General features: G+C 39.0%; 17 protein-coding genes and 1 tRNA gene. 4 read left to right on the forward strand and 14 right to left on the reverse strand.

The window, feature by feature from the left end; all coding sequences use genetic code 11:
- Window positions 1-58: 58 nt before the first annotated feature.
- The 4 genes from RI561_RS01970 to RI561_RS01985 all read right to left on the reverse strand — a co-directional run bounded on the left by RI561_RS01970 (window position 59) and on the right by RI561_RS01985 (window position 915).
- Window positions 59-211, reverse strand: a complete 153-nt coding sequence (locus RI561_RS01970; protein ID WP_395078538.1) for a hypothetical protein — start codon at window positions 209-211, stop codon at window positions 59-61.
- Window positions 211-402 carry a GIY-YIG nuclease family protein gene (locus RI561_RS01975; RefSeq protein ID WP_395078539.1) on the reverse strand — a complete coding sequence of 64 codons (192 nt, stop codon included), beginning with the start codon at window positions 400-402 and terminating at the stop codon, window positions 211-213. Before RI561_RS01975 ends, RI561_RS01970 begins: the two co-directional genes overlap by 1 nt.
- Window positions 403-523: 121 nt before the next feature.
- Window positions 524-778, reverse strand: coding sequence for a GIY-YIG nuclease family protein (locus RI561_RS01980; RefSeq protein WP_395078540.1), 255 nt, complete (start codon window positions 776-778; stop codon window positions 524-526).
- A gap of 64 nt (window positions 779-842) precedes the next feature.
- Window positions 843-915: transfer RNA gene (locus tag RI561_RS01985), tRNA-Met, on the reverse strand.
- A gap of 122 nt (window positions 916-1,037) precedes the next feature.
- On the opposite strand from RI561_RS01985, the gene rocD reads away from it, so the two are divergent.
- Both rocD and RI561_RS01995 read left to right on the forward strand, forming a co-directional pair.
- Window positions 1,038-2,294, forward strand: a complete 1,257-nt coding sequence (gene rocD / locus RI561_RS01990; RefSeq protein ID WP_395078541.1) for an ornithine--oxo-acid transaminase — start codon at window positions 1,038-1,040, stop codon at window positions 2,292-2,294.
- Between the two features lie 130 nt (window positions 2,295-2,424).
- The gene (locus tag RI561_RS01995; protein WP_395078542.1) at window positions 2,425-3,843 is read left to right on the forward strand and encodes a GWxTD domain-containing protein; all 1,419 of its coding nucleotides are present in this window, start codon (window positions 2,425-2,427) and stop codon (window positions 3,841-3,843) included.
- A 95-nt stretch (window positions 3,844-3,938) separates the two neighbouring features.
- Here the strand turns inward: RI561_RS01995 and RI561_RS02000 are convergent, their stop codons facing one another.
- Genes RI561_RS02000 through RI561_RS02010 form a run of 3 tightly spaced genes read right to left on the reverse strand, consistent with a single transcriptional unit; the run spans window position 3,939 to window position 9,158 of the window.
- Window positions 3,939-4,742 (reverse strand): hypothetical protein, encoded by an 804-nt coding sequence (locus tag RI561_RS02000; RefSeq protein WP_395078543.1) that lies wholly within the window; start codon window positions 4,740-4,742, stop codon window positions 3,939-3,941.
- Window positions 4,742-6,166, reverse strand: a complete 1,425-nt coding sequence (locus tag RI561_RS02005; RefSeq protein WP_395078544.1) for a RagB/SusD family nutrient uptake outer membrane protein — start codon at window positions 6,164-6,166, stop codon at window positions 4,742-4,744. Before RI561_RS02005 ends, RI561_RS02000 begins: the two co-directional genes overlap by 1 nt.
- A 13-nt stretch (window positions 6,167-6,179) precedes the next feature.
- A complete protein-coding gene (locus RI561_RS02010; RefSeq protein ID WP_395078545.1) occupies window positions 6,180-9,158 on the reverse strand; it encodes a SusC/RagA family TonB-linked outer membrane protein in 2,979 nt (992 codons plus the stop codon).
- 854 nt (window positions 9,159-10,012) lie between these two features.
- On the opposite strand from RI561_RS02010, the gene lat reads away from it, so the two are divergent.
- A complete protein-coding gene (lat, locus tag RI561_RS02015) occupies window positions 10,013-11,362 on the forward strand; it encodes an L-lysine 6-transaminase (RefSeq protein ID WP_395078546.1) in 1,350 nt (449 codons plus the stop codon).
- A 211-nt stretch (window positions 11,363-11,573) separates the two neighbouring features.
- Here the strand turns inward: lat and RI561_RS02020 are convergent, their stop codons facing one another.
- The 5 genes from RI561_RS02020 to RI561_RS02040 form a co-directional block, all read right to left on the reverse strand.
- On the reverse strand, window positions 11,574-12,293 hold the full coding sequence (locus RI561_RS02020) for an SDR family oxidoreductase (RefSeq protein ID WP_395078547.1): 720 nt from the start codon (window positions 12,291-12,293) through the stop codon (window positions 11,574-11,576).
- Between the two features lie 63 nt (window positions 12,294-12,356).
- Window positions 12,357-12,878: a hypothetical protein gene (locus RI561_RS02025; protein ID WP_395078548.1), complete on the reverse strand. Its 522-nt coding sequence runs from the start codon at window positions 12,876-12,878 to the stop codon at window positions 12,357-12,359.
- Window positions 12,879-12,975: 97 nt separating this feature from the next.
- Window positions 12,976-13,632: a tRNA (guanosine(46)-N7)-methyltransferase TrmB gene (gene trmB / locus RI561_RS02030; protein ID WP_395078549.1), complete on the reverse strand. Its 657-nt coding sequence runs from the start codon at window positions 13,630-13,632 to the stop codon at window positions 12,976-12,978.
- 104 nt (window positions 13,633-13,736) lie between these two features.
- Entirely contained in the window at window positions 13,737-14,381 is a 645-nt protein-coding gene (gene pdxH, locus RI561_RS02035; protein WP_395078550.1) for a pyridoxamine 5'-phosphate oxidase, read from the reverse strand.
- 4 nt (window positions 14,382-14,385) lie between these two features.
- On the reverse strand, window positions 14,386-14,955 hold the full coding sequence (locus tag RI561_RS02040) for a thioredoxin family protein (protein WP_395078551.1): 570 nt from the start codon (window positions 14,953-14,955) through the stop codon (window positions 14,386-14,388).
- A 43-nt stretch (window positions 14,956-14,998) separates the two neighbouring features.
- Between RI561_RS02040 and RI561_RS02045 the strand changes: the two genes are divergently transcribed.
- Window positions 14,999-15,403, forward strand: a complete 405-nt coding sequence (locus tag RI561_RS02045) for a hypothetical protein (RefSeq protein WP_395078552.1) — start codon at window positions 14,999-15,001, stop codon at window positions 15,401-15,403.
- Window positions 15,404-15,418: 15 nt separating this feature from the next.
- Here the strand turns inward: RI561_RS02045 and RI561_RS02050 are convergent, their stop codons facing one another.
- On the reverse strand, window positions 15,419-16,507 hold the full coding sequence (locus tag RI561_RS02050; RefSeq protein ID WP_395078553.1) for a mechanosensitive ion channel family protein: 1,089 nt from the start codon (window positions 16,505-16,507) through the stop codon (window positions 15,419-15,421).
- Between the two features lie 2 nt (window positions 16,508-16,509).
- The gene (locus RI561_RS02055; RefSeq protein WP_395078554.1) at window positions 16,510-19,524 is read right to left on the reverse strand and encodes an AAA family ATPase; all 3,015 of its coding nucleotides are present in this window, start codon (window positions 19,522-19,524) and stop codon (window positions 16,510-16,512) included.
- Window positions 19,525-19,636 lie beyond the last annotated feature (112 nt).

Raw genomic sequence — 19,636 nt, forward strand, 5'->3', positions numbered from 1 at the left:
TCATTTCATCTTATTCACAGCGAGCGGAAAGATGGATTCCTAATATCCCAAACTCCCATTAATAAAATTTATCTTCCCAGTCAGGGTTCAAACTTTCAATAAACTCCATTATCTTTTTTCGGCTCCATCCTTTAGTCTGCTTCTCTCTTTGTATAGCATATCCAACATCGTCCGTCCAGTCGGAATACACCAATAAATGAAGGTATCTCATTACTTTCTTTTCATGGCTTCTGCCTTTTCTTCGAACTCTTCGGTAAACACAATTTCCCACGGGCGGTAACGGATCGTCCACCCTTTCTTCCCTAATCTGTTATGAGATAGCATCCGTTGTTCTAAATTGGAGGTGTACCCGATATAGATTTTTTCATGACTTGGTGAGTAGAGCACATAAACCGTAAACATAAATCCCCTTTTTTCCCTGAAAATAAAAAAGCCCTCTGAGAAAATCTCAGAGGGCTTTAAATAGTGGCGGGGGTAGGATTCGAACCTACGTCCGCCAGCCAGCGGATAGGAGCCCGACGAGCTACCCATATTTTTTGTCAACACAATTCCACACATACTCACGACCTTTGGATGATTTCAACTGCTTTTCTCTTTGCATGGCCTCCGCCTTAGTTTCAAACTCCTCAGTAAACACAATTTCCCATGGGCGGTACCGAATCGTCCACCCCTTTTTACCCAACTTGTTATGAGATAGCATCCGTTGTTCTATATTGGAGGTGTACCCGATATAGATTTTTTCATGACTTGGTGAGTAGAGCACATAAACCGTAAACATAAATCCCCTTTTTTCCCTGAAAATAAAAAAGCCCTCCGAAAAAATCTCAGAGGGCTATAAATAGTGGCGGGGGTAGGATTCGAACCTACGACCTTCGGGTTATGAGCCCGACGAGCTACCAGCTGCTCCACCCCGCGATGAAGACTTTAAATATACGACTAATTTCAACCCGATATCAACATTAATTTCATAATTCTTACTAATCTTTAACCGTATGATTTAGTAATTTGAAAAGAAAAATCAGCCTTAACTATTGTTTATGATCTCAACTGAAAAAGCCATTGAATTAGAAGATAAATTTGGAGCCCATAATTATCACCCTTTGCCTGTGGTATTGGCAAAAGGAGAAGGAGTTTTTGTTTGGGATCCTGAGGGAAATAAATACTATGATTTTCTCTCCGCATACTCTGCCGTCAATCAAGGGCATTGCCACCCAAAAATAACAGAAGCCTTAACGAATCAAGCTTCTACCCTTTGCCTCACCTCGCGTGCCTTTTATAATAATGTATTGGGTGAGTATGAGCAATACATAACTGAATATTTTGGATTTGACAAAGTGCTTCCCATGAATACCGGAGCCGAAGGTGTTGAAACAGCAATAAAGATTTGCCGAAAGTGGGCTTACGAAAAGAAAGGTATCCCAGAACAAGAAGCAAAAATCATCGTTCTTGAAAATAACTTCCATGGCCGTACTACCACCGTCATTTCTTTTTCCAACGATCCGGACGCCCGTAAAAATTTTGGCCCATACACTCCCGGTTTTATAAAAATTCCTTACAACGATATTGATGCGCTTCAGGAAGCCCTCAAAGATCCAAATGTTGCCGGTGTTCTTGCCGAACCAATTCAGGGCGAAGCCGGGGTTGTGGTCCCGGATGATGACTACATCCCAAAAATGGCCGAGTTATGTCGAGCCAAAAACGTGCTTTTTATGGCTGATGAAATTCAAACCGGTATTGCCCGTACCGGAAGTCTTTTAGCTGTATGCGGAAATTGCAGCTGCAAAGGAAATTGTGAAAGACAACAAAGCTATACCAAACCTGATATCCTGATTTTGGGGAAAGCTTTATCAGGCGGCGCCTATCCTGTTTCTGCTGTATTAGCAGATGAGCATATAATGGAAGTTATAAAACCCGGGCAGCATGGCTCAACCTATGGCGGTAATCCACTGGCTTGTAAAGTGGCTATTTCAGCCCTCAAAGTAGTTCGGGATGAAAAACTTGCTCAGAACGCCCGAACACTTGGTGAACTCTTTCGCTCAGAGATGGAGAAACTGGTTGAAAAATTTGACCTGTTTGTTAAAGTGAGAGGCAAAGGACTTTTAAATGCAGTAGTAATCAATGACACTTCTGAAAGTGAAACGGCCTGGAAATTTTGTGTGGCTCTAAAAGATAACGGTCTTCTGGCTAAACCAACTCATGGTAACATCATCCGGTTTGCGCCGCCCTTAGTTATGACTGAGAATCAATTAATGGAATGTGTAGAAATCATCAAAATGACTGTTTTAGAATACTAATTAGCCCGATAAATTTTTATATCTGGTTTTTAAAATCACATTTTACCTATGCTACATTGTTCTTCTTTTGAAATAACCTTTTAATGAGGCCGTTGGAGAAAAGAAATAAACTCTTTCATCAAATTATTATATGAAGTCGGTTAGTCGTTACCTCTTTTTTTCACTTCTTATTATTCTAATTACTGGATGTAATAATGAGTATGTCGATAACATTGATCGGGGATTGGGATATAATTATCGCCCCGGCACTCCTGAGATTCGGCTTTCCTCTACTGGCATCATTGATCCTGACAAGGGAGAACTCATTATTGTAAACGTTGATGCCGTTCAGGGTAGTTTTATTTACAAGTCCAAAAATGATTCGTTAACAGCAAATTTCTATTTAGAAATTACAATACTTGAAGCTAATAATAATGAAGTCATACACCGTTCAGCAGAAAAAAAAGTTATTCAATCGATGGAAAATTCCATCGTTAACAGCCAAAAAGTTATAAGTTTTGCTAAAGAGTTTGAGGTAGCACCGGGCGATTATAAAATACATGTCTTGGCATCTGATGAAGTTTCAGGAAAAGAAACATTCCGAGAAACGACGGCTTCAATCCCCGATAAAAAAGAAGAAACAAGTTATATAACGGAGATTAGAATACTTGGTAAAAACTCTGCTGACACTGACAATGAATTTAATGCTCTTACGCTTTTCTATATCCCGGCGAAATATGATTCCCTAAGGTTTGAATTTCAGGTGACCAATAATAAAGCCGATGAACCTGCTGATATTGAAACCAGGTTAATGAAATTCAAATATGATACCACCGTTGCAAAACCAATGCATTTCAATAATTACCACTCTTCTGATATATCTTACGAGGGTATAGATTATGATGAATATGACATTGTACAATCTTCTGTTCGAATGTTATCTCAAACTGGCACCGTAAATTTAGAGTATAATTACGATTCTTTAGAAAAAGGTAATTACAGATTAGAAGCCGTTTTAAATAAAGGAACCGATCGAGAAGTATTTAAGGCAAGAGATTTTAGTATTAAATCATATTCTTATCCAAGTATTTCCAAAGCAGATGAACTCGCAAGACCATTAGTTTATATAATGACAACAAGTGAATATGAAAACCTAATGAGTCTTACCACCAACAAAGAAATCAAAAAAGCGGTTGATCGGTTTTGGTTGAATAACATAGGAAACAGTAACCTTGCCAAAGATGTAATTAATCTCTATTACAACAGGGTCGAGGAAGCAAATAAGCAGTTCTCGAATTTCAAGGAAGGATGGAAAACTGATCTCGGAATGGTTTATATATTATTTGGCCCACCTTGGTACGTTAATAAAAGTTTGAATGAAATGGTATGGTCTTACACCTATAACACTTCAGATCCTGAGAAGAACTTTGCTTTTGAGGCCCCAAAAATGAACAGCAAATTTTACCCTTTCTACAACTACTTACTTCAAAGGCATTCGTACTATTATGAAATTCAGTATCAGCAAATCCAAAATTGGAGAAGTGGGAATATTTTGCGTTCCAGGTTATAGTTTAACTTTAAGTGTCTCCCACTAAATTTTACCTATAAAAAAACCCCACACTGTTCTGTGTGAGGTTTTTTAAACAACTATAAGTGTTTTTAATACTAGTTACTGACTTTAGTCAAGGAATAGGAATATGTGCCAAACGTTCCTGCTGAAACGGTATGTTCAGCTTCTCCGTTGATGACTTTGTTTTCAGCATCAAAGGACCCTGTCCCTTCTACTCGAACATTCCCATAAGTTCCAGAAACCCATGCGGGTTCCTCTGCAAAACTTACATTAAAGTTCAATGGATCTGAGTCATCGAATAAAAACTCGAAATCAACTCCTGTTCCAATAAAGTTTTCGAAAATAACAATATTTTCATTTTCTGAAGATGCAACTGCACTTACTGTTCTGGGTTCTGAATCTCCAAACCACCATGGGTATACTAACTCATAGGTTCCTTCCCATTCTGATTGCTCATAAGGAAAAAATTGACGTAGAGTAATTGAAATTGTAGAGTTAAATGATGCTACATTTTCAGATGTTATTCTAAATGTCAAAGTTGGTGCTTCAGCTACACCTGCTTTAATTACAGTAACTGGAAATGATCCTAAAACTTCATTATTTGAAATAGTAAATGAATTAGAATCAAGCCTGTAATCTTCTCCCTCAACAGCAGTTGTTAGGCTGTCAACAACTTCAAATGTGAAAGATCGATCTCCGTTGGCTGGTGAGAGTAAAGATACACCAACCTCAAATGTTTCTTCTTCCTCTTCAGCAAATAAAGTTGTTTCATCAGTATTAAACTTTACAAGGTTTTCACCATCGTAAAAACTTCGTTCTTCCTCGGTATCGAGTACATCACAAGAAATACCTATGATTGTGATACCAAGTATAAGTGTAAATAATTTTAGTGCTTTCATTATTCTGAATACCCTGGGTTTTGAATCATATTATCGTTCGCAAATATCTCATTCTGTGGTATTGGTAATACAAAGAATGGACTTGATGCTTCGAATCCATCACTGGCTGTGGCGTTATCGATATCATCTTCTATACGAGTTACAGGCAATCCTGCTCGCTTGAGGTCGTAATATCTGTGACCTTCGTAAGCCAATTCTAATCTATACTCTAATCGAATATCATCTAAAGCTTCATTACTTGAATTATAAGTCACTGTAGGTGCATTTGAAGCGTATCGATTAGCTCTCAGTGTATTGATATCAGCTGCAGCTGCGCCAAGATCTTGCTGAGCACCGTCCTGTGCATATGCTTCAGCACGAATTAAGTACATTTCTGCAACACGCATCATCTTTATATCAGCTACATTCTTCTGTCCGGATATTTTGTTGTACTTCTGAACTTTCACAAACCCTTCTTCAACTACTTCAAAGTAACTCGCAAAGCGAACGTCATTATCAGTATCGTAAAGACCTGTGAGCTCATTAGATGCATAGAAAAATACATCTGAGTTTGTAGCTCGTTCAAAAATACTAATGGTACCATCAGATGATGTTAGACGAGGCAGTTTGAAAATAACTTCACCTTCAACAGAATCATCCCATAAGCTTGGGAACGTACTTGCATCTGTTAGTTGCACATTGTTGATCACTTCAGTAGCATAGTCAATAGCATCTTGCCATTGTTCTGTGTACTGAGCAACTCGTGCACGCAGGCCTTTTAGTGCCCAGGCGTTCAATCTTTCATTGGAAATATTTCCAGATCCGCTTCCATATCCATAACCTTCGAGAATAGCTTCAGCTTCGTTGAGATCTTCGTTAAGAAGAGTAAAGAAATCCTGCTTGGTATCTCTGGCAGGTTGGCTTATCTGTGACTCTAACATATAAGGCACAGCCAATCCTGCGTTATCAGGATAGTCATAATCTGCGAAGTTCCTGTAAAGCTCAAAGTGCTGGTATGCTCTTAAAGCTAACATCTCTCCACGGACTCTGTTCAGGATATCTTCTTCATTAGCCGTTGCTGCTTCTATATTTTCAGCAGCAGCTAATACTCTGTTAACACGGTCAATAATTGCATACGAATTTGACCACAGTCCGGAAACGGTACCGTCACCGGGAATAATGTTGTGGTTAAAAATCTGCATACCCTGACCTGTATTGGTAGAGGCACGTCTCAAATTATCTGTGATCAATGCATTTAATGCATAAATATTTTGACCACTGATTGCAGCATAGGCACCTAAAGCACCTTGCTCAATATCATTCACTGTACTAAATGCATTCTCTGCACTTAGTTGGTCATATGGTGAAGTCGCCAACTCATCCTCGCAAGAAACGAAGAACAGCGCCAACACCAATACTGTTATATTGATTTTAAAAATCTTCATTATAAATAATTATTTAAAAGTTTATGTCAATACCAGTTGTGAAAATCCTTGGGGTAGGATATTCATACTGTGCAATGTTATTGCTGTCTTCAGGGTCAAAGCCTGTAAATTTCGTCCAGGTATATAGGTTCTGACCTTGAACAAATAATCTTACTCCAGAAACCTGGTTGTTAAATACGCTTCCAGGTATTCTGTAAGAAACCATTAAGTTTCTGAATCTTAGATAGGATGCATCTTCGAGGTCTTTTGAGCTAAACTGACGGGCATACTGATTTGACTGAATATCAGTAATATCACCCGGTTCTTGCCAGATATCCAACATCACGGTGCGCTGATTAAATCCGGCAAAACCATGATTTTCATTAAAGAACGACTGATTATTGAATCGTGTGTAACCTGAAGCAAAAGTGAATTGTGATCTAAGCGAGAAGTTCTTGTAAGATGCATCTACACCAAATCCACCGGTTCTTGGAGGTAACCATGTTCCGAAGGTAGCTTGAGAAAAGTCACCGGAAAATTGTGTGGTTACATTTCCTTCTCCATCATAATACAATGGTGCTCCGGTAGCAGGGTCAACACCGGCCCAGCCTACAACATAATGAGTTCCCAAAGGAAGACCTTCTTTAATAATAGATGTTCCCAGTTCGAACTCATCTACCTGTCCAAGATCCGTGATCTCGTTCTGGTTGTATGAATAGTTACCATTTACAGAAATAATTGCATTCGTTGAGCGGTACACATCTGCTTGTAGGCTAAGTTCAACTCCTCTGTTTCTCATTGAACCTGCATTCACTTCAAGAGATGTAAATCCTGATGTTCTTGAAAGTGACTGGTTAATGAAGAGGTCTTCAGTAGCTTCGTTATATAAATCTACAGTACCTGTTACACGGTTATCTAAAACGGCGAAATCAAAACCAAGATTTGCTTTCTTGGTGGTTTCCCATTTCAGATCATCATTTCCTGGAGAGGAAGGTACAATGGTAGAGTTACCTACATAACTTCCAATACTGAAAGTAGCAACTCTTTGGTAGTTACCAATACCAAGCTGGTTTCCTGTTTTTCCGTAACTGGCACGAACAACCAAGCGATCTAAATAATCGATATCGCTCATGAAATCTTCGTTAGTAGCTACCCAAGACCCACCAAGTGACCAAAGAAGTGCATACTGATTTGCCTCACCGAATCTTGAAGATCCATCACGACGTACAGAGGCTTTAAGATTGTATTTGTTGTCATATGAATAGTCAATAATTCCGAATAGTGACCATAGTGCACTGTCCGAAATTCCACCACCAACACCAGGAATTAATCCATTGTCCGGAGATCCAGGGGTAATACTGGCCGGAGTACTGCCAAGTTTATCACTCAGGCCATATCCTGTGTATCCAAATGAATCGAAATACTGCTTAATGAATTCATTACCTAAGAAAACATTAACAGTATGAATATCATCAAAGGTATTAATGTATTCCGCAGTTGTTAAAGAAACAATTCGGGTAGCACGGTTGTTGGACTTTGATAAAAGTCCTGAACCACCCTGAGAAACAAGCTGACCTGCATATGAAGTTGGATTAATCCAACGGTCAAAATCTCTTTCACGGTAATCTAAAGATAGGTTTGTGCCAAAACGGAAATCACTGATGTCATAATTGATAAAACCTTTACCAACAAATTTGATTTCATTTCTGCGATTTTCGTCATTCTGAGTACGGTCATATGCATTAGCTCCGGTTTTACCACCGCCAGATAATATATTTCCATCCTCGTCAAATAATTTCTCATAAGGATTAGCAAGATAAACAGCAGCAAAAGGGTTAGATAAAGCTACGCCATTTTCAGATTCGATAAATGTTGACTCACTGTAACCACCCTGCCCGTTAAACCCTACGGTAATGTTATCTGAAACATTAGCATCCAAGTTTAATCGAAGTGTATATCTTTCCAATGCAGAACGTAAACCAACACCTTGTTGATCAAACATACTTCCTGAAACATAGTATCGAGTACGATCATTACCACCGGCAAAACTTAACTGATGATTTTGAGTAATTCCGTTTCTAAAAAAGACATCCTCCCAATCAGTTGATTGAGCAATAAGTTCCTGCCGTTGCTCCTCAAGAACAGCAGGGTCAACACCGGCATTTGCAGGGTTATCTGGAGAAATTGCCCAACCTGTGAAACCACGCAGAATCTCTTCAAATTCAAGTTTCTGCTCTGTATTCATCATGTCAAAGTTTGGCTCACCTACGGTACTTACACCATATTGGCCACTGTATGTAATTTCACTTTGATTTGACTGACCCCTTTTTGTTGTAACAACAATTACACCGTTGGAACCACGAGAGCCGTAAACAGCAGTAGCACTCGCATCTTTAAGTACTGAAACAGACTCAAAATCACTTGGGTTTAAGGTTGCAAAGTCAGAGGAGTTAATAGGTACTCCATCGACTACATATAAAGGAGTACTGCTACCTGTAATAGAAGCAGAACCCCGAATTCTTACCGTTGCGGCAGAACCAGGTTGTCCCGATCCACTTGTGATATAAAGCCCGGGACTTTTACCTTGTAATATCTGGTCAAAAGAAGCGAGCGGTACACTTTCAAGCGATTGGTTAGTAATGGTTGAAATGGAACCGGTTATTTTGTCCCTGCTTTCAGTGGTGTAACCTGTAACGACTACATCCTCGAGCATTTGGACATCCGGTGCTAATTGCACATCAATAGTATTTTGATCTGCAACAGTTACTCTTTTAGGTATATATCCTAAAAATGAGAATATTAATACATCTCCGGTTGAAGCCTCGAGTGAGTATTCACCGTCAATATTGGTAGTAGTTCCTCTTGTCGTGCCTTCTATCTGAATGGAGGCAGCTACAATAGCTTCTCCAGTCTCTGCATCACTCACAACTCCTTCTATAGTACGGGATTGCGCGAATACACTTGATGAATAGATTAGACTCAACAAAAGGACAAATTGTAGCTTTCTAAACATTATTTTGCCTTTTGTTTTTGTTAAAGTTTTATAATACTTGTTTTTTTTATCTATAAATTTATAGAAAATCAATAGGTTCATATTAAATACATTCTTGATAAAAAGTCAATCGGATTTTTTACAATTGGCTTTTTGATGAATTTTATATGCATTTAATTTATTAAAATTTTAAAGCCATACTGAATTAAACTAAAACCAAGCAATTTTAATATGGACGCTATATGGTATAACCATATCATTTATAACTAAGTTTCCGGCTTTTTATTTTAAATTAATTCTATACCATAAAAGTGACTGGTAAATATAAATCGGCTTTTAGATGTAAACCTATGTGTCTCATACTAAATTTTTAATTTTATTAAACATAGTATTTGCTATGACATTTAGAATAAAACTGCTTTTAATCTTCTTTATCATAAGCTCCTGTTCAGACTTGAGTGTTGAGAACCTTAATGAACCTAATTCTGAAAATGCTTTAAAATCAGAAGCGAAACTAACGGAAGAGTTAAATGATACTTTCCGGATTTGGTACAATCAAATTTACAGTTTTGTTCAACTGAGGCCTAAATACTATAACGAAGGAACAGTACTCATAAACTCCTGAACAAGATTAACGCCCGAAAAAAAAAGATTCTGTTCCTCATACGGAACAGGAAATAAGTGATGCTTTTCATCATAAACGTATGATTGAGCTATATGCTGCTACATTAAATTATTCCTTATCACTTTGAGTACCGGTATGCTCAAATCCAACCCCTAATAGCCTCTATTTTAACTTTAGTGAATTTAAACGCTATTGAGGCACTCGGCCTGATTTGGTAGCTTCTGAAAAAAGAAACATAGAGAAAATTTATATGCGAGATAAAATGACAATCACCCCCGATCAGGTTCGATCCGTTTTAAGTAAACACATGCTCACCGATGGTTATGAGATGGTGCTGGATCTTGAAGAAAGTGAAGGTCCTTATTTATACGATTCCAAATCCGGGAAACGTTATCTCGACTTCTTTACATTTTTTGCTTCTAATCCGTTGGGGATGAATCATCCTAAATTGGCCCAGGATGAGGATTTTGTTCAGAAACTGGCTCGCGTGGCCATTAACAAGCCATCTAATTCAGATATCTACACCAAGGATATGGCGGAGTTTATGGAGTCTTTTGATCGGGTAGGTATTCCTGATTATATGCCCTACTCCTTTTTTATATCAGGCGGGGCGCTGGCCGTTGAAAATGCTATGAAAGTGGCCTTCGACTGGAAGGTGCAGAAAAACTTCCAAAAGGGATATAGAGAAGAAAAGGGACATAAAATTCTTCATTTTGAAAAAGCCTTTCATGGCCGTTCAGGATATACCCTTTCTGTCACTAATACCGTGCCCAACAAAGTAAAATACTTTCCTAAATTTGACTGGCCACGTGTTATAAGTCCCGCTATGACCTTCCCTGCCACCAAAGAGAATATCGCTGAAACTGAAGCACAGGAAAAGCTCGCAATTGCTCAGGCTGAACGGTTTTTCGAAATCCACAAAGATGATATTGCAGGGATTCTTATCGAACCTATCCAGGGTGAAGGAGGTGACCGCCATTTTCGACTCGAGTTCCACCAGGCATTACGAGATTTAGCTGACAAACACGAAGCTCTTCTCATTTATGATGAGGTGCAAACCGGAGTCGGTATGACTGGTAAATTTTGGGCACACGAGCATTTCGTTAAGCCTGATATTTTGGCCTTTGGCAAAAAAGCGCAAGTCTGTGGAATATTAGCCAATAAACGCGTAGATGAAGTCAAAACCAATTGCTTTCATGTCTCCTCCCGTATCAACTCTACCTGGGGTGGGAACTTGGTAGATATGGTTCGCTTTGGGCGAATTCTGGATATCATCGAAGAAGAGAATTTGGTAGAAAATGCTGCCGAAGTAGGACAGTATCTGCAAACCAGATTGAATGAACTTGCTGATCAGCATGAATATTTCACCAACCCGCGTGGCAAAGGATTGTTCTGTGCTATTGATCTGCCGGATGGCCATTCCCGTGATGCCGTAATCAAAGAATGTATCAACAACGGGTTAATAATCCTTTCCTGTGGCCCCAATACCGTTCGCTTCCGGCCTCCATTAACCATTACTACCGAGCAAATTGATGAGGGTCTCAACATCCTCGAAAAAGCATATAAAAAATGCTTGGATGATTGTCCGGTGGCGAGCTAATTGTTTGCTTAATTAATGCTCTATAATCTTGGACCACACTTTCCTCTCCAAAGAGGGGCAATTCTTGCTACTGCGTGCTTTCTTATCGAAAGCAAACTTTGTTGCCATGGGCAAGATACCTGTGTCCCTTTGGAGGGACAGGAAGAATGAGCCTGCTCATTACTTCCGGGGAGGATAGTAATGACTACTCAAAATGTAGGCCAGACAACACTTATACCAGCTGATGACTTTCCGGCTGAATTACAACTTCATTCATAACGGAACCTGAGGGCTGATTTACAGCATTATATACTACTTGAGCAACTTCTTCAGTTGTTAGCATCATGTCTTTTTTCACGCGCATATTCACCCGCTCATCATCCCAAAAAGGAGTATGCACGCCACCTAAATACAGCAGAGAAAATTTAGTTTTCCCTCTTCGCTGCTCCTCAATTAACGCTTTGGTAAATCCCTGGATAGCAAATTTTGAAGCCGCATACACGGATGCATTTTTCATCACATATTTACCCATCGTCCCGGGAAACATGACCACTGAAGTGGGTTGATCTTCTTTCATATGCTTCATCACTGTTTGAGTTACTAAGAAAGTGCCATACACATTTACGTCAATAATTTCTTTGGCATCGGCCGGATCAATGTCCATAAAGGGCTGGATTAAACCTTGCCCAAAGGCGTTGATAAGCACATCAATTTTCCCTAATTGATTTTCGATTTCGGAAGCCATCTTCTTAACAGCAGCAGAATCAGTGGCGTCGGTTTCTATTGCGAAAGCCTCTCCTCCATTGTCGTTGATTTCTTTAGCTATTTCTTCTGCTTTGGCTTTATTGCGTGCCGCTAAAACAACTTTAGCACCCTCTTTACCAAATCTCTTTGCTGTCGCTGAACCAATTCCGCCGGAGCCTCCGACTATGAGTACAATTTTATTTTTCATGATGTGAATATTTTTGATGAATAGTCACACATTAAAATCACAACTCTATTTTATTCGTTCCGTTTAGTCTAATTTTCGATAATTAATTCGCCAATTTAAAGCCCACGTTTTACCCCCATCAATCGAAGATTCCCAATCCCACTTCAGCGAATCGGGGGTGATATCGTAAAACACCATCCGTTGGGTAAATAAAGTATCCGAGCCCATTTCCTGAATATCCGTTTGAAAAATACGGTTATCTCCCTCCACTTTTCCGGTGAAGTCAAAATATCCTCCCTGATTATCGGCCCATGCTTGTTTCCAGGTATTGGTTCTGGGATTATAGACCGAAATACTTGTTCCTTTATACCCTTCCATTTGTCCCTCATCTACTTGAAAATGTTCCTGTATCACAGTGCAGTCAAGGGTTTTTTCAATGAAATTGGAACCTCGCCCCATGGTGCCATCTGCTTCTTCCCAACTCACTTCCCATTTTCCGACCCAAAAATCGAAATATTCTTCCGATTGAAGTTCAGCTATACTGGTTTGTGCCGAACACGTGAAACTTATACATAGTACAAATAATAGAGTGGAAAGAAACCTCATAATACATGCCTCTGCTCTAGTTTGAATTCACCATTGAAGCCTAATAAACGAGTTAAGACGTACAATTGCTATGTATTACTATAACCTTTCTTTATGTTCATATAGGCTTAAAAGACAAATATTTTATTGTCTTCCCCTTTTCTAAATGCATCTCTTCGTAATACGTTATAATGCCTATTTTTGGGTCATTCGGCCTGTTTTTATGAACATTCGGCTCGTCATCAATCAGCTCCAATCCCTCTTCCTCAATCACATCTTTAGTGTATTCATACAACACATCGCTGTCCGTTTTTAGATGTATGACGGCGCCGGGCTTCATTACTTTACGATAGTGCTTCAAAAATTTGGGGTGAGTCAGGCGTTTTCTCTCTTTTTTAAGATACGGATCAGAAAATACAATCCAGGCTTCATCCACTTCATTTTCCCCAAAAAATTGATCCAGATGATCTATATAGCACCTTAAGTATCTTACATTGTCCAGATTTTTTTCAAGCGCTTCAGTGGCTCCTACCCACAATCGGTTCCCCTTGATATCAAGCCCCACATAATTTTTGTGAGGTTCCAATTCTGCAAGACCCACTGAATATTCTCCCTTTCCACAAGCAAGTTCCAATACTATGGGTTGATCGTTTTCAAAAACTTCGGTATTCCATTTTCCTTTCGGGGCAGGATTATCGTCATCAAACTCTGTATAGATGAGCGTATTATCGAGCTTGGGGAGCTCTTCCATCCGTTTTTCTTTAATCTTGGGCATGCAAAAATGTCAGTTTATCTCAAATTTATAACGGGAAAATTAAGGGTTATTCAGCTTCTTTTTATTGAAATACCCTATTATTTACTCCCCTTAGGACTTTGCAACTATGGAGAAAGTCGTTTTATATCCCATTTGTTACCTACCTTTTCATACCTGATGCGGTCATGAAGCCGACTTCTTCGTCCTTGCCAAAATTCAAAATATTCGGGAGTAACTTTGTACCCACCCCAACTTTTCGGCTTAGGAACTTCTCCCTCATTGTATTTCTCTCTCATTTCTTCAAAACGATCTTCCAAAAATTCCCGGTTAGGTACTACTGAACTTTGATTTGAAGCTAAAGCTCCAAGCTGACTTTTGTACGGTCTTTCTTTAAAATATCCTTCGCTTTCCTCGGTAGATATTTTCTCAACTGTGCCTTCTACCCGCACTTGCCTTTCCAGTTCCAGCCACAAAAAGCATAAAGCAACGTGTTTATTAGATTCTATCTCTCTTCCTTTGTCGCTTTCGTAATTGGTGTAGAAAATAAAATTATCATCCTCGATGCCTTTCAACAATACCACTCTGGAATGAGGTTTATTCTGCATATCCACTGTCGATAAGGTCATTGCATTGGGTTCAGGAACCTTAGCATCCGCGGCTTCTTCCATCCAAACTTCAAATTGTTTGACCGGATTAGCATCAACTTCCGACTCATTCAACGCATTCTTTGAATAATCTTCCCGAAGCTTCTGAAGTTCTTCTGTATTCATTCACTTATCCAAAATATTCCGGTTCGTTGCCGGGTTTCCATTTGATATTACAGCCAATACTTGGAGTTTGTTTATCTTCAGGAATAGTTCTGCCATCAAGAACAGCATCAAGGGCATTCCTAAGATTCTTTCCGGTAACCGGCTTATCATTTTTGGGACGGCTGTCATCAAACTGTCCACGATAAACCAGTTTTCGGTTTTCATCGAATACAAAGAAGTCGGGAGTGCATGCAGCTTTATAAGCTTTTGCTACTTCCTGATCTTCATCATATAAATATGGGAAGGGATAATCTTTCTCAGCCATTTTTTCCGGACTGTCTTCCGGGTATTTATCTACATCATTAGAACTGATGGCTATAAATCCAATTCCTTTACCGATATATTCGTTCGCGACGCTTAAAAGTTCATCTTCAATATGCATTACATATGGGCAGTGATTACAGATAAACATCACCACAAATCCTTTACTTTGGTCGGCATAATTCAGTGAAAGTTTGCCGCCATTCACACTCTCCAGAGTAAAGTCCGGTGCTTCCGTTCCTAATTCAAGCATTGTTGATGGTGTTGCAGACATAATGCTCCTGACTTTTTACAATTAATGGTTTTAACTTAAGTACATGGATACTGTTACAAAGATATTGAATGATCGAGACAAAATTTTGTTCGAAAAAGCACTAAAGTTTTACTTCTATGCCAGACAACAAGATATACGCAAGCTTAATTCACAACTCCGAGAGCGATTTAATTACGCAGGACAGGTAGCTTACTCGCTTATTGTCACATACCTGCGGGAAGATAGCCTAAAGTTGGAATACATGGATTTTTTGAATGAGGAACTAAAAACCATGCGAGCTTTAGATAATAGATTATTGGAGCCGCTAATGATTAAACCTCACGAAATTGATGAAATTGAATTTAACCAGGAAGTCTCAATCAAAGTTTTTGATGAAGATAACGGGAGAAATCTTCAGATCCGCTACAACCCTAATACATCCACAGCTGTCTTAGAACCTTTGCAATAGCAGTAAATTTCACTTTTACTCTCCGGTCGGTCCGGCGACTGATGCTTCATCCCAAATAATTCCTCTTTTCTTCAATTCGGTGAGAATAAGTTCGGTCACATCACTTTGAAAAGGAAACTCATAACGAATATCAAGAACATAGGCTTTAACATTTAGCTTTAAGATAAACCTGCGTTGATGCATCTCATTTTGTGTCATGATGCTAATTGGCTTTTTCAGAAATACAAATCGCGAAGACACTACCGCTTTGTAAGCAATCTCTTTCACTTCTTCTACAGGTGCATCAGCCGGTAAAAATATCTCGGTGATAACCTGGCAGTCAAGAGCCCCTGAGTTTGCATTAGATACAGAAGTACGGATCAATTCTCCGTTAGGAATGGTAACTACAGAATCTCCCGGAGTCACAATTCGGCTGGACCGGAGCCCAATTTGTTGCACTTCTCCGTAATGCTCTGCAAACTGGATTTTATCACCAACCTGGAAAGGGCGGTCTAAGATCAACATCACCCCGCCAAATAAATTCTTGAGTACATCTTGGGAAGCCAAACCCACTGCTATACCTACCGATGCCATTACGGTAACTATGGTTGCGTAAGGCGGCTGTATGATTCCCGCTATAGCTATATAAATAGCAAATGACCATAACAGCACCCTCAGAATGGGAATCATGCGCTTAATGCGCAGTCGATAACGGGAAACTTTCTCTGAAAGATTATCCAACACCTTACTAATGAAGATCGTAACGTAGTACGTTGCAATAAAAAAGAAAATAATAAAGACTACTTTTTCCCATGAAATCAGTTCTTCAATCTGGGCTAAAGCTTGTTCTGTTTCTCCAAGCTGTGCGGTATCGGCTGAGGCAGATTCACTACTTTGATTTTGAGAGAAAAATTGAGCTAAAGAATCCAACCTGACAAAGCGCTGATCCAAAAGGGAGTCAATTTTTTGTATGAGCAAGGAATCACTGTATTGGGCAACGTTTTCCGGCGAATCGGAATCCTGCACATTTCCACTATCAGTTTGGGCGAATACTCCTGAAGGACTGGCTGCAATTAAAGCAGCCAAAAATAATAAATAGGATATGTTTTTAAAGTTACGCTTCATGATCAATGAATATAATTCGATTTCTTCAATACCCGAACAACTTGCCGGTATATAAGGTGATTGAGCAAATACCCGTGTTCTGTTTTATAGATAATGGAACGAGAAGCTAACCTGGACATCGTTAGTTTGCTCTCTCTCAATGGCTGATGAAGAATTTTGGAAAGTTCTTTTGGCATTAGCAAATCGTGAACCACAAAGGCAGCCAAAGCAAATAAATCTCCGCTTTCTAATTCTTCAATTCTGCTAATTGTCCCAAAATTGAAAGGTTTTATATAAAAGTGAGTATCGTCAAACTCATCAATTGATCTAATCCAATAAATTAAAGCGACCGATGAATTGCCTTCACTCAGTTTGGCAAGTCTCTCAAAATATTTGTCCCGAAGATACTCCTGTGTCTTCTCTTCATTATCCATCAGCTTTCGGTAACTTCGGCTTTTTTTAGTGGTTTCATCCGTTAAGAATTTAAGCTGATACCCACTCGACATGTGTCTCTTTAAGATAAGGTCCTGTATTTGGTTGGGTGAAAGATTATCGGCTTCTGCGGTATGGGTAAAATAGTCTCCTATATTCAACACTTTATCCAGGAAAAGCCATCCATACCGCGTACTTGTTGTGATCCATAAAATATTCTTATTGGTCTCTGATATCAGAAATAGCAGGTGCTCCATCGCTTCAAACCCGGAAATATTTCTTATAAAACAATTCTGCATGTTTTCAAGAATCACAACAATTCGTTTTTTCTTCCTCCCTATAGCCTCAATAAGTTCTTCTACGTTAGAGGTATCATCTATCTTAAGAGCTTTACTTATTTTTTGAATTATCTTATGAGCCTCCCAAATTGTTTCTTCAAAATTGATGGTAATAACCTCGTTCTTTGTCAGGACTTCGTTAGCCAGCATTTTAACAAACAAGGTTTTACCGCTCCCTTTTTCTCCCACTACCGCAAATGTGGATGGAAAGTTATTTTGCCAAAGTTCATATCCTTTTTTAAATCGATCAAACTGTTCCGGCCGGCGAATAAAAAACCGCTCATCTACTTCTTTATGGAAATCAAAAAGCCGACGATAAATAAAAGGCAGCTCAGCTATTTTCTCATCGGTCTCAGAAAGAAAAGTAGCCAGGTCTGTCTTGTCACTCTCCAGCTTTTCTTTTTCAACGAAGCCTAAAAACTTCTGAACAACCGCAGCATATTTCTTTGTCTTTTTCCAAATGAAGCGAGTGAAAAGTTCTATTTTCTCTGCAAATGCAGCCCACTTGGACTGTAATTTAGTTTTCCAGTCGGTAGCAGTTTCTTTTGCTTTATACTGGGCGCCGGCAATTCGTACTTCATTAACATCCTGCTTATCAAGCAAGTTGGCCAGTTTTGTTAACGCAAAATCCGTCTTCTCAGATAACTTGTGCTCTAATTCATGTTTTTTCTTTTGAACAGTCTCAATAGACTCATCCAATTTATTTCCAGCTCGCTGAAGACCTTCCTTTGCCACTTCCAAAGGATCTTCTTCATCCGTTTTTTTTACTTCATCGACTATCTCAAGGTTGGTAAAAATAATTTCTGAAATTTCCTTGAGCTGCTGATAAACCTCTGACAGAAATTCTTCCGGCTTTATATTTTTTGGTAAAAACTCTTTGGCCACATAATTATTGATAACACGCTGCACCAATGTTTGCCATTCAACTTTATTGAATTCATATTTTGGAGGAAATTGTGTCATATCCAGCCTTTCGACAAGCACAGCCTGCCCGGGTTGATCTTTGGTCCACTCCGGTATAGCAGATGTAAATCGATCCAATTTAGTTCCCAATACCGCATCGTGCATTAATTCACTGATGGGTTTCAGTAAAATTGCCTCGCAATGTTCTTTCATCCCTTGTTGATGCTTTTCACTCAGCTCGCGGACTTCTTTGGAAGTTTGCTCTTCCGACCTGTCAAATATGCCAACTGCATCCTCTAATAGTTCTTTTAACTTTAACTGGCCCTGCTCAATATTAGAGTTAAAAAACTCATTTAATGACGAACTAAATCCATTTACCCGTTCCATTACCTGTTTGCATAAACGGGTAAACCCAATCGAAAGTAACAATCGGTTTACGGTAGCTGATTTTAATTCATTCCATGTCTCTTCATTTTTTTGAAAATCTGTGGCAACTTGATTTTGATGTTCTTTAATTTCCTGATCCGAGTAATTATCCATCGACCATTCAAAAGTACCTGTCTTGGATAATGATTTTTTTATGTCTTCCGAAATGGATTGAAGCCTCTCGTCCAACAATCTATCGTATTTCTTTTGTAGCCTTTCCAACTGATTAATGGCCTGTTTAAGAAATATTATTACATCTTCTTGGCTGGGGTTGATGTAGCGCTCATTAATCTCTCCTTCACTTTCTTGATCTTCAGTGTTTCTAACTAAACCCGTGGAATGAAGTATGTACGCATCAGCTTCCAGTGCAATCTCTACTTCAAGCCTGTGCAGTTCATTATTCCACTCCCTGATCCATTCTTCTACACTATAAAACTCTTTGCGAATCAGGTTTTTTAAAGGGATTTCCTGCTTCCAAGGACTTGGCGCTTTAGCCTCACCACCAAATAATTTCCTGATTCCACCCCCAATTCCCGTCACTGTATTCTGCCCGACACGAATACCCCTTTTCAGTAATTTCCCAGACTTAACATACAGTGAATCGTCTTCGCCCCCCTTAAAGCGCTCCTCCTCCTGAACTAAACTTATTTCTTCCTCAATATCTTTTGTTATTTCTGATATCTGAGAAATCCAGGAGACTTCGGCTTTTTCAATGGATTCATTTTCTTTCTTATTCTCCGAAAGATCTGCCATCAAATTATCCGCATAATATTTGATGGCTTCTTCTGTATTTCCTTCTTCAACTTTTTGCAAGGTTTGGCTAATGTATTGCTTTGTTTTTTTAGCGTCCTCATTAAGCAGATCTACTAATACCAATCGAAGTTCTCCCAACCAAACTTCATGGAGCTTATTGAAAATATTTCCCCTTTTATCGTCCACCTGCATATAAATTACTCGTTTGTATGATATCTTTTTTTTGTAGGACTCAACATCGATAATGTCAAATTACTAATTATTTAGGCTAACCTTTTTATAAAAATTTCAGCATTAC

This window comes from Gracilimonas sp., from assembly GCF_031581265.1.
In the GTDB taxonomy this organism is placed as follows: Bacteria; Bacteroidota; Rhodothermia; order Balneolales; family Balneolaceae; genus Gracilimonas.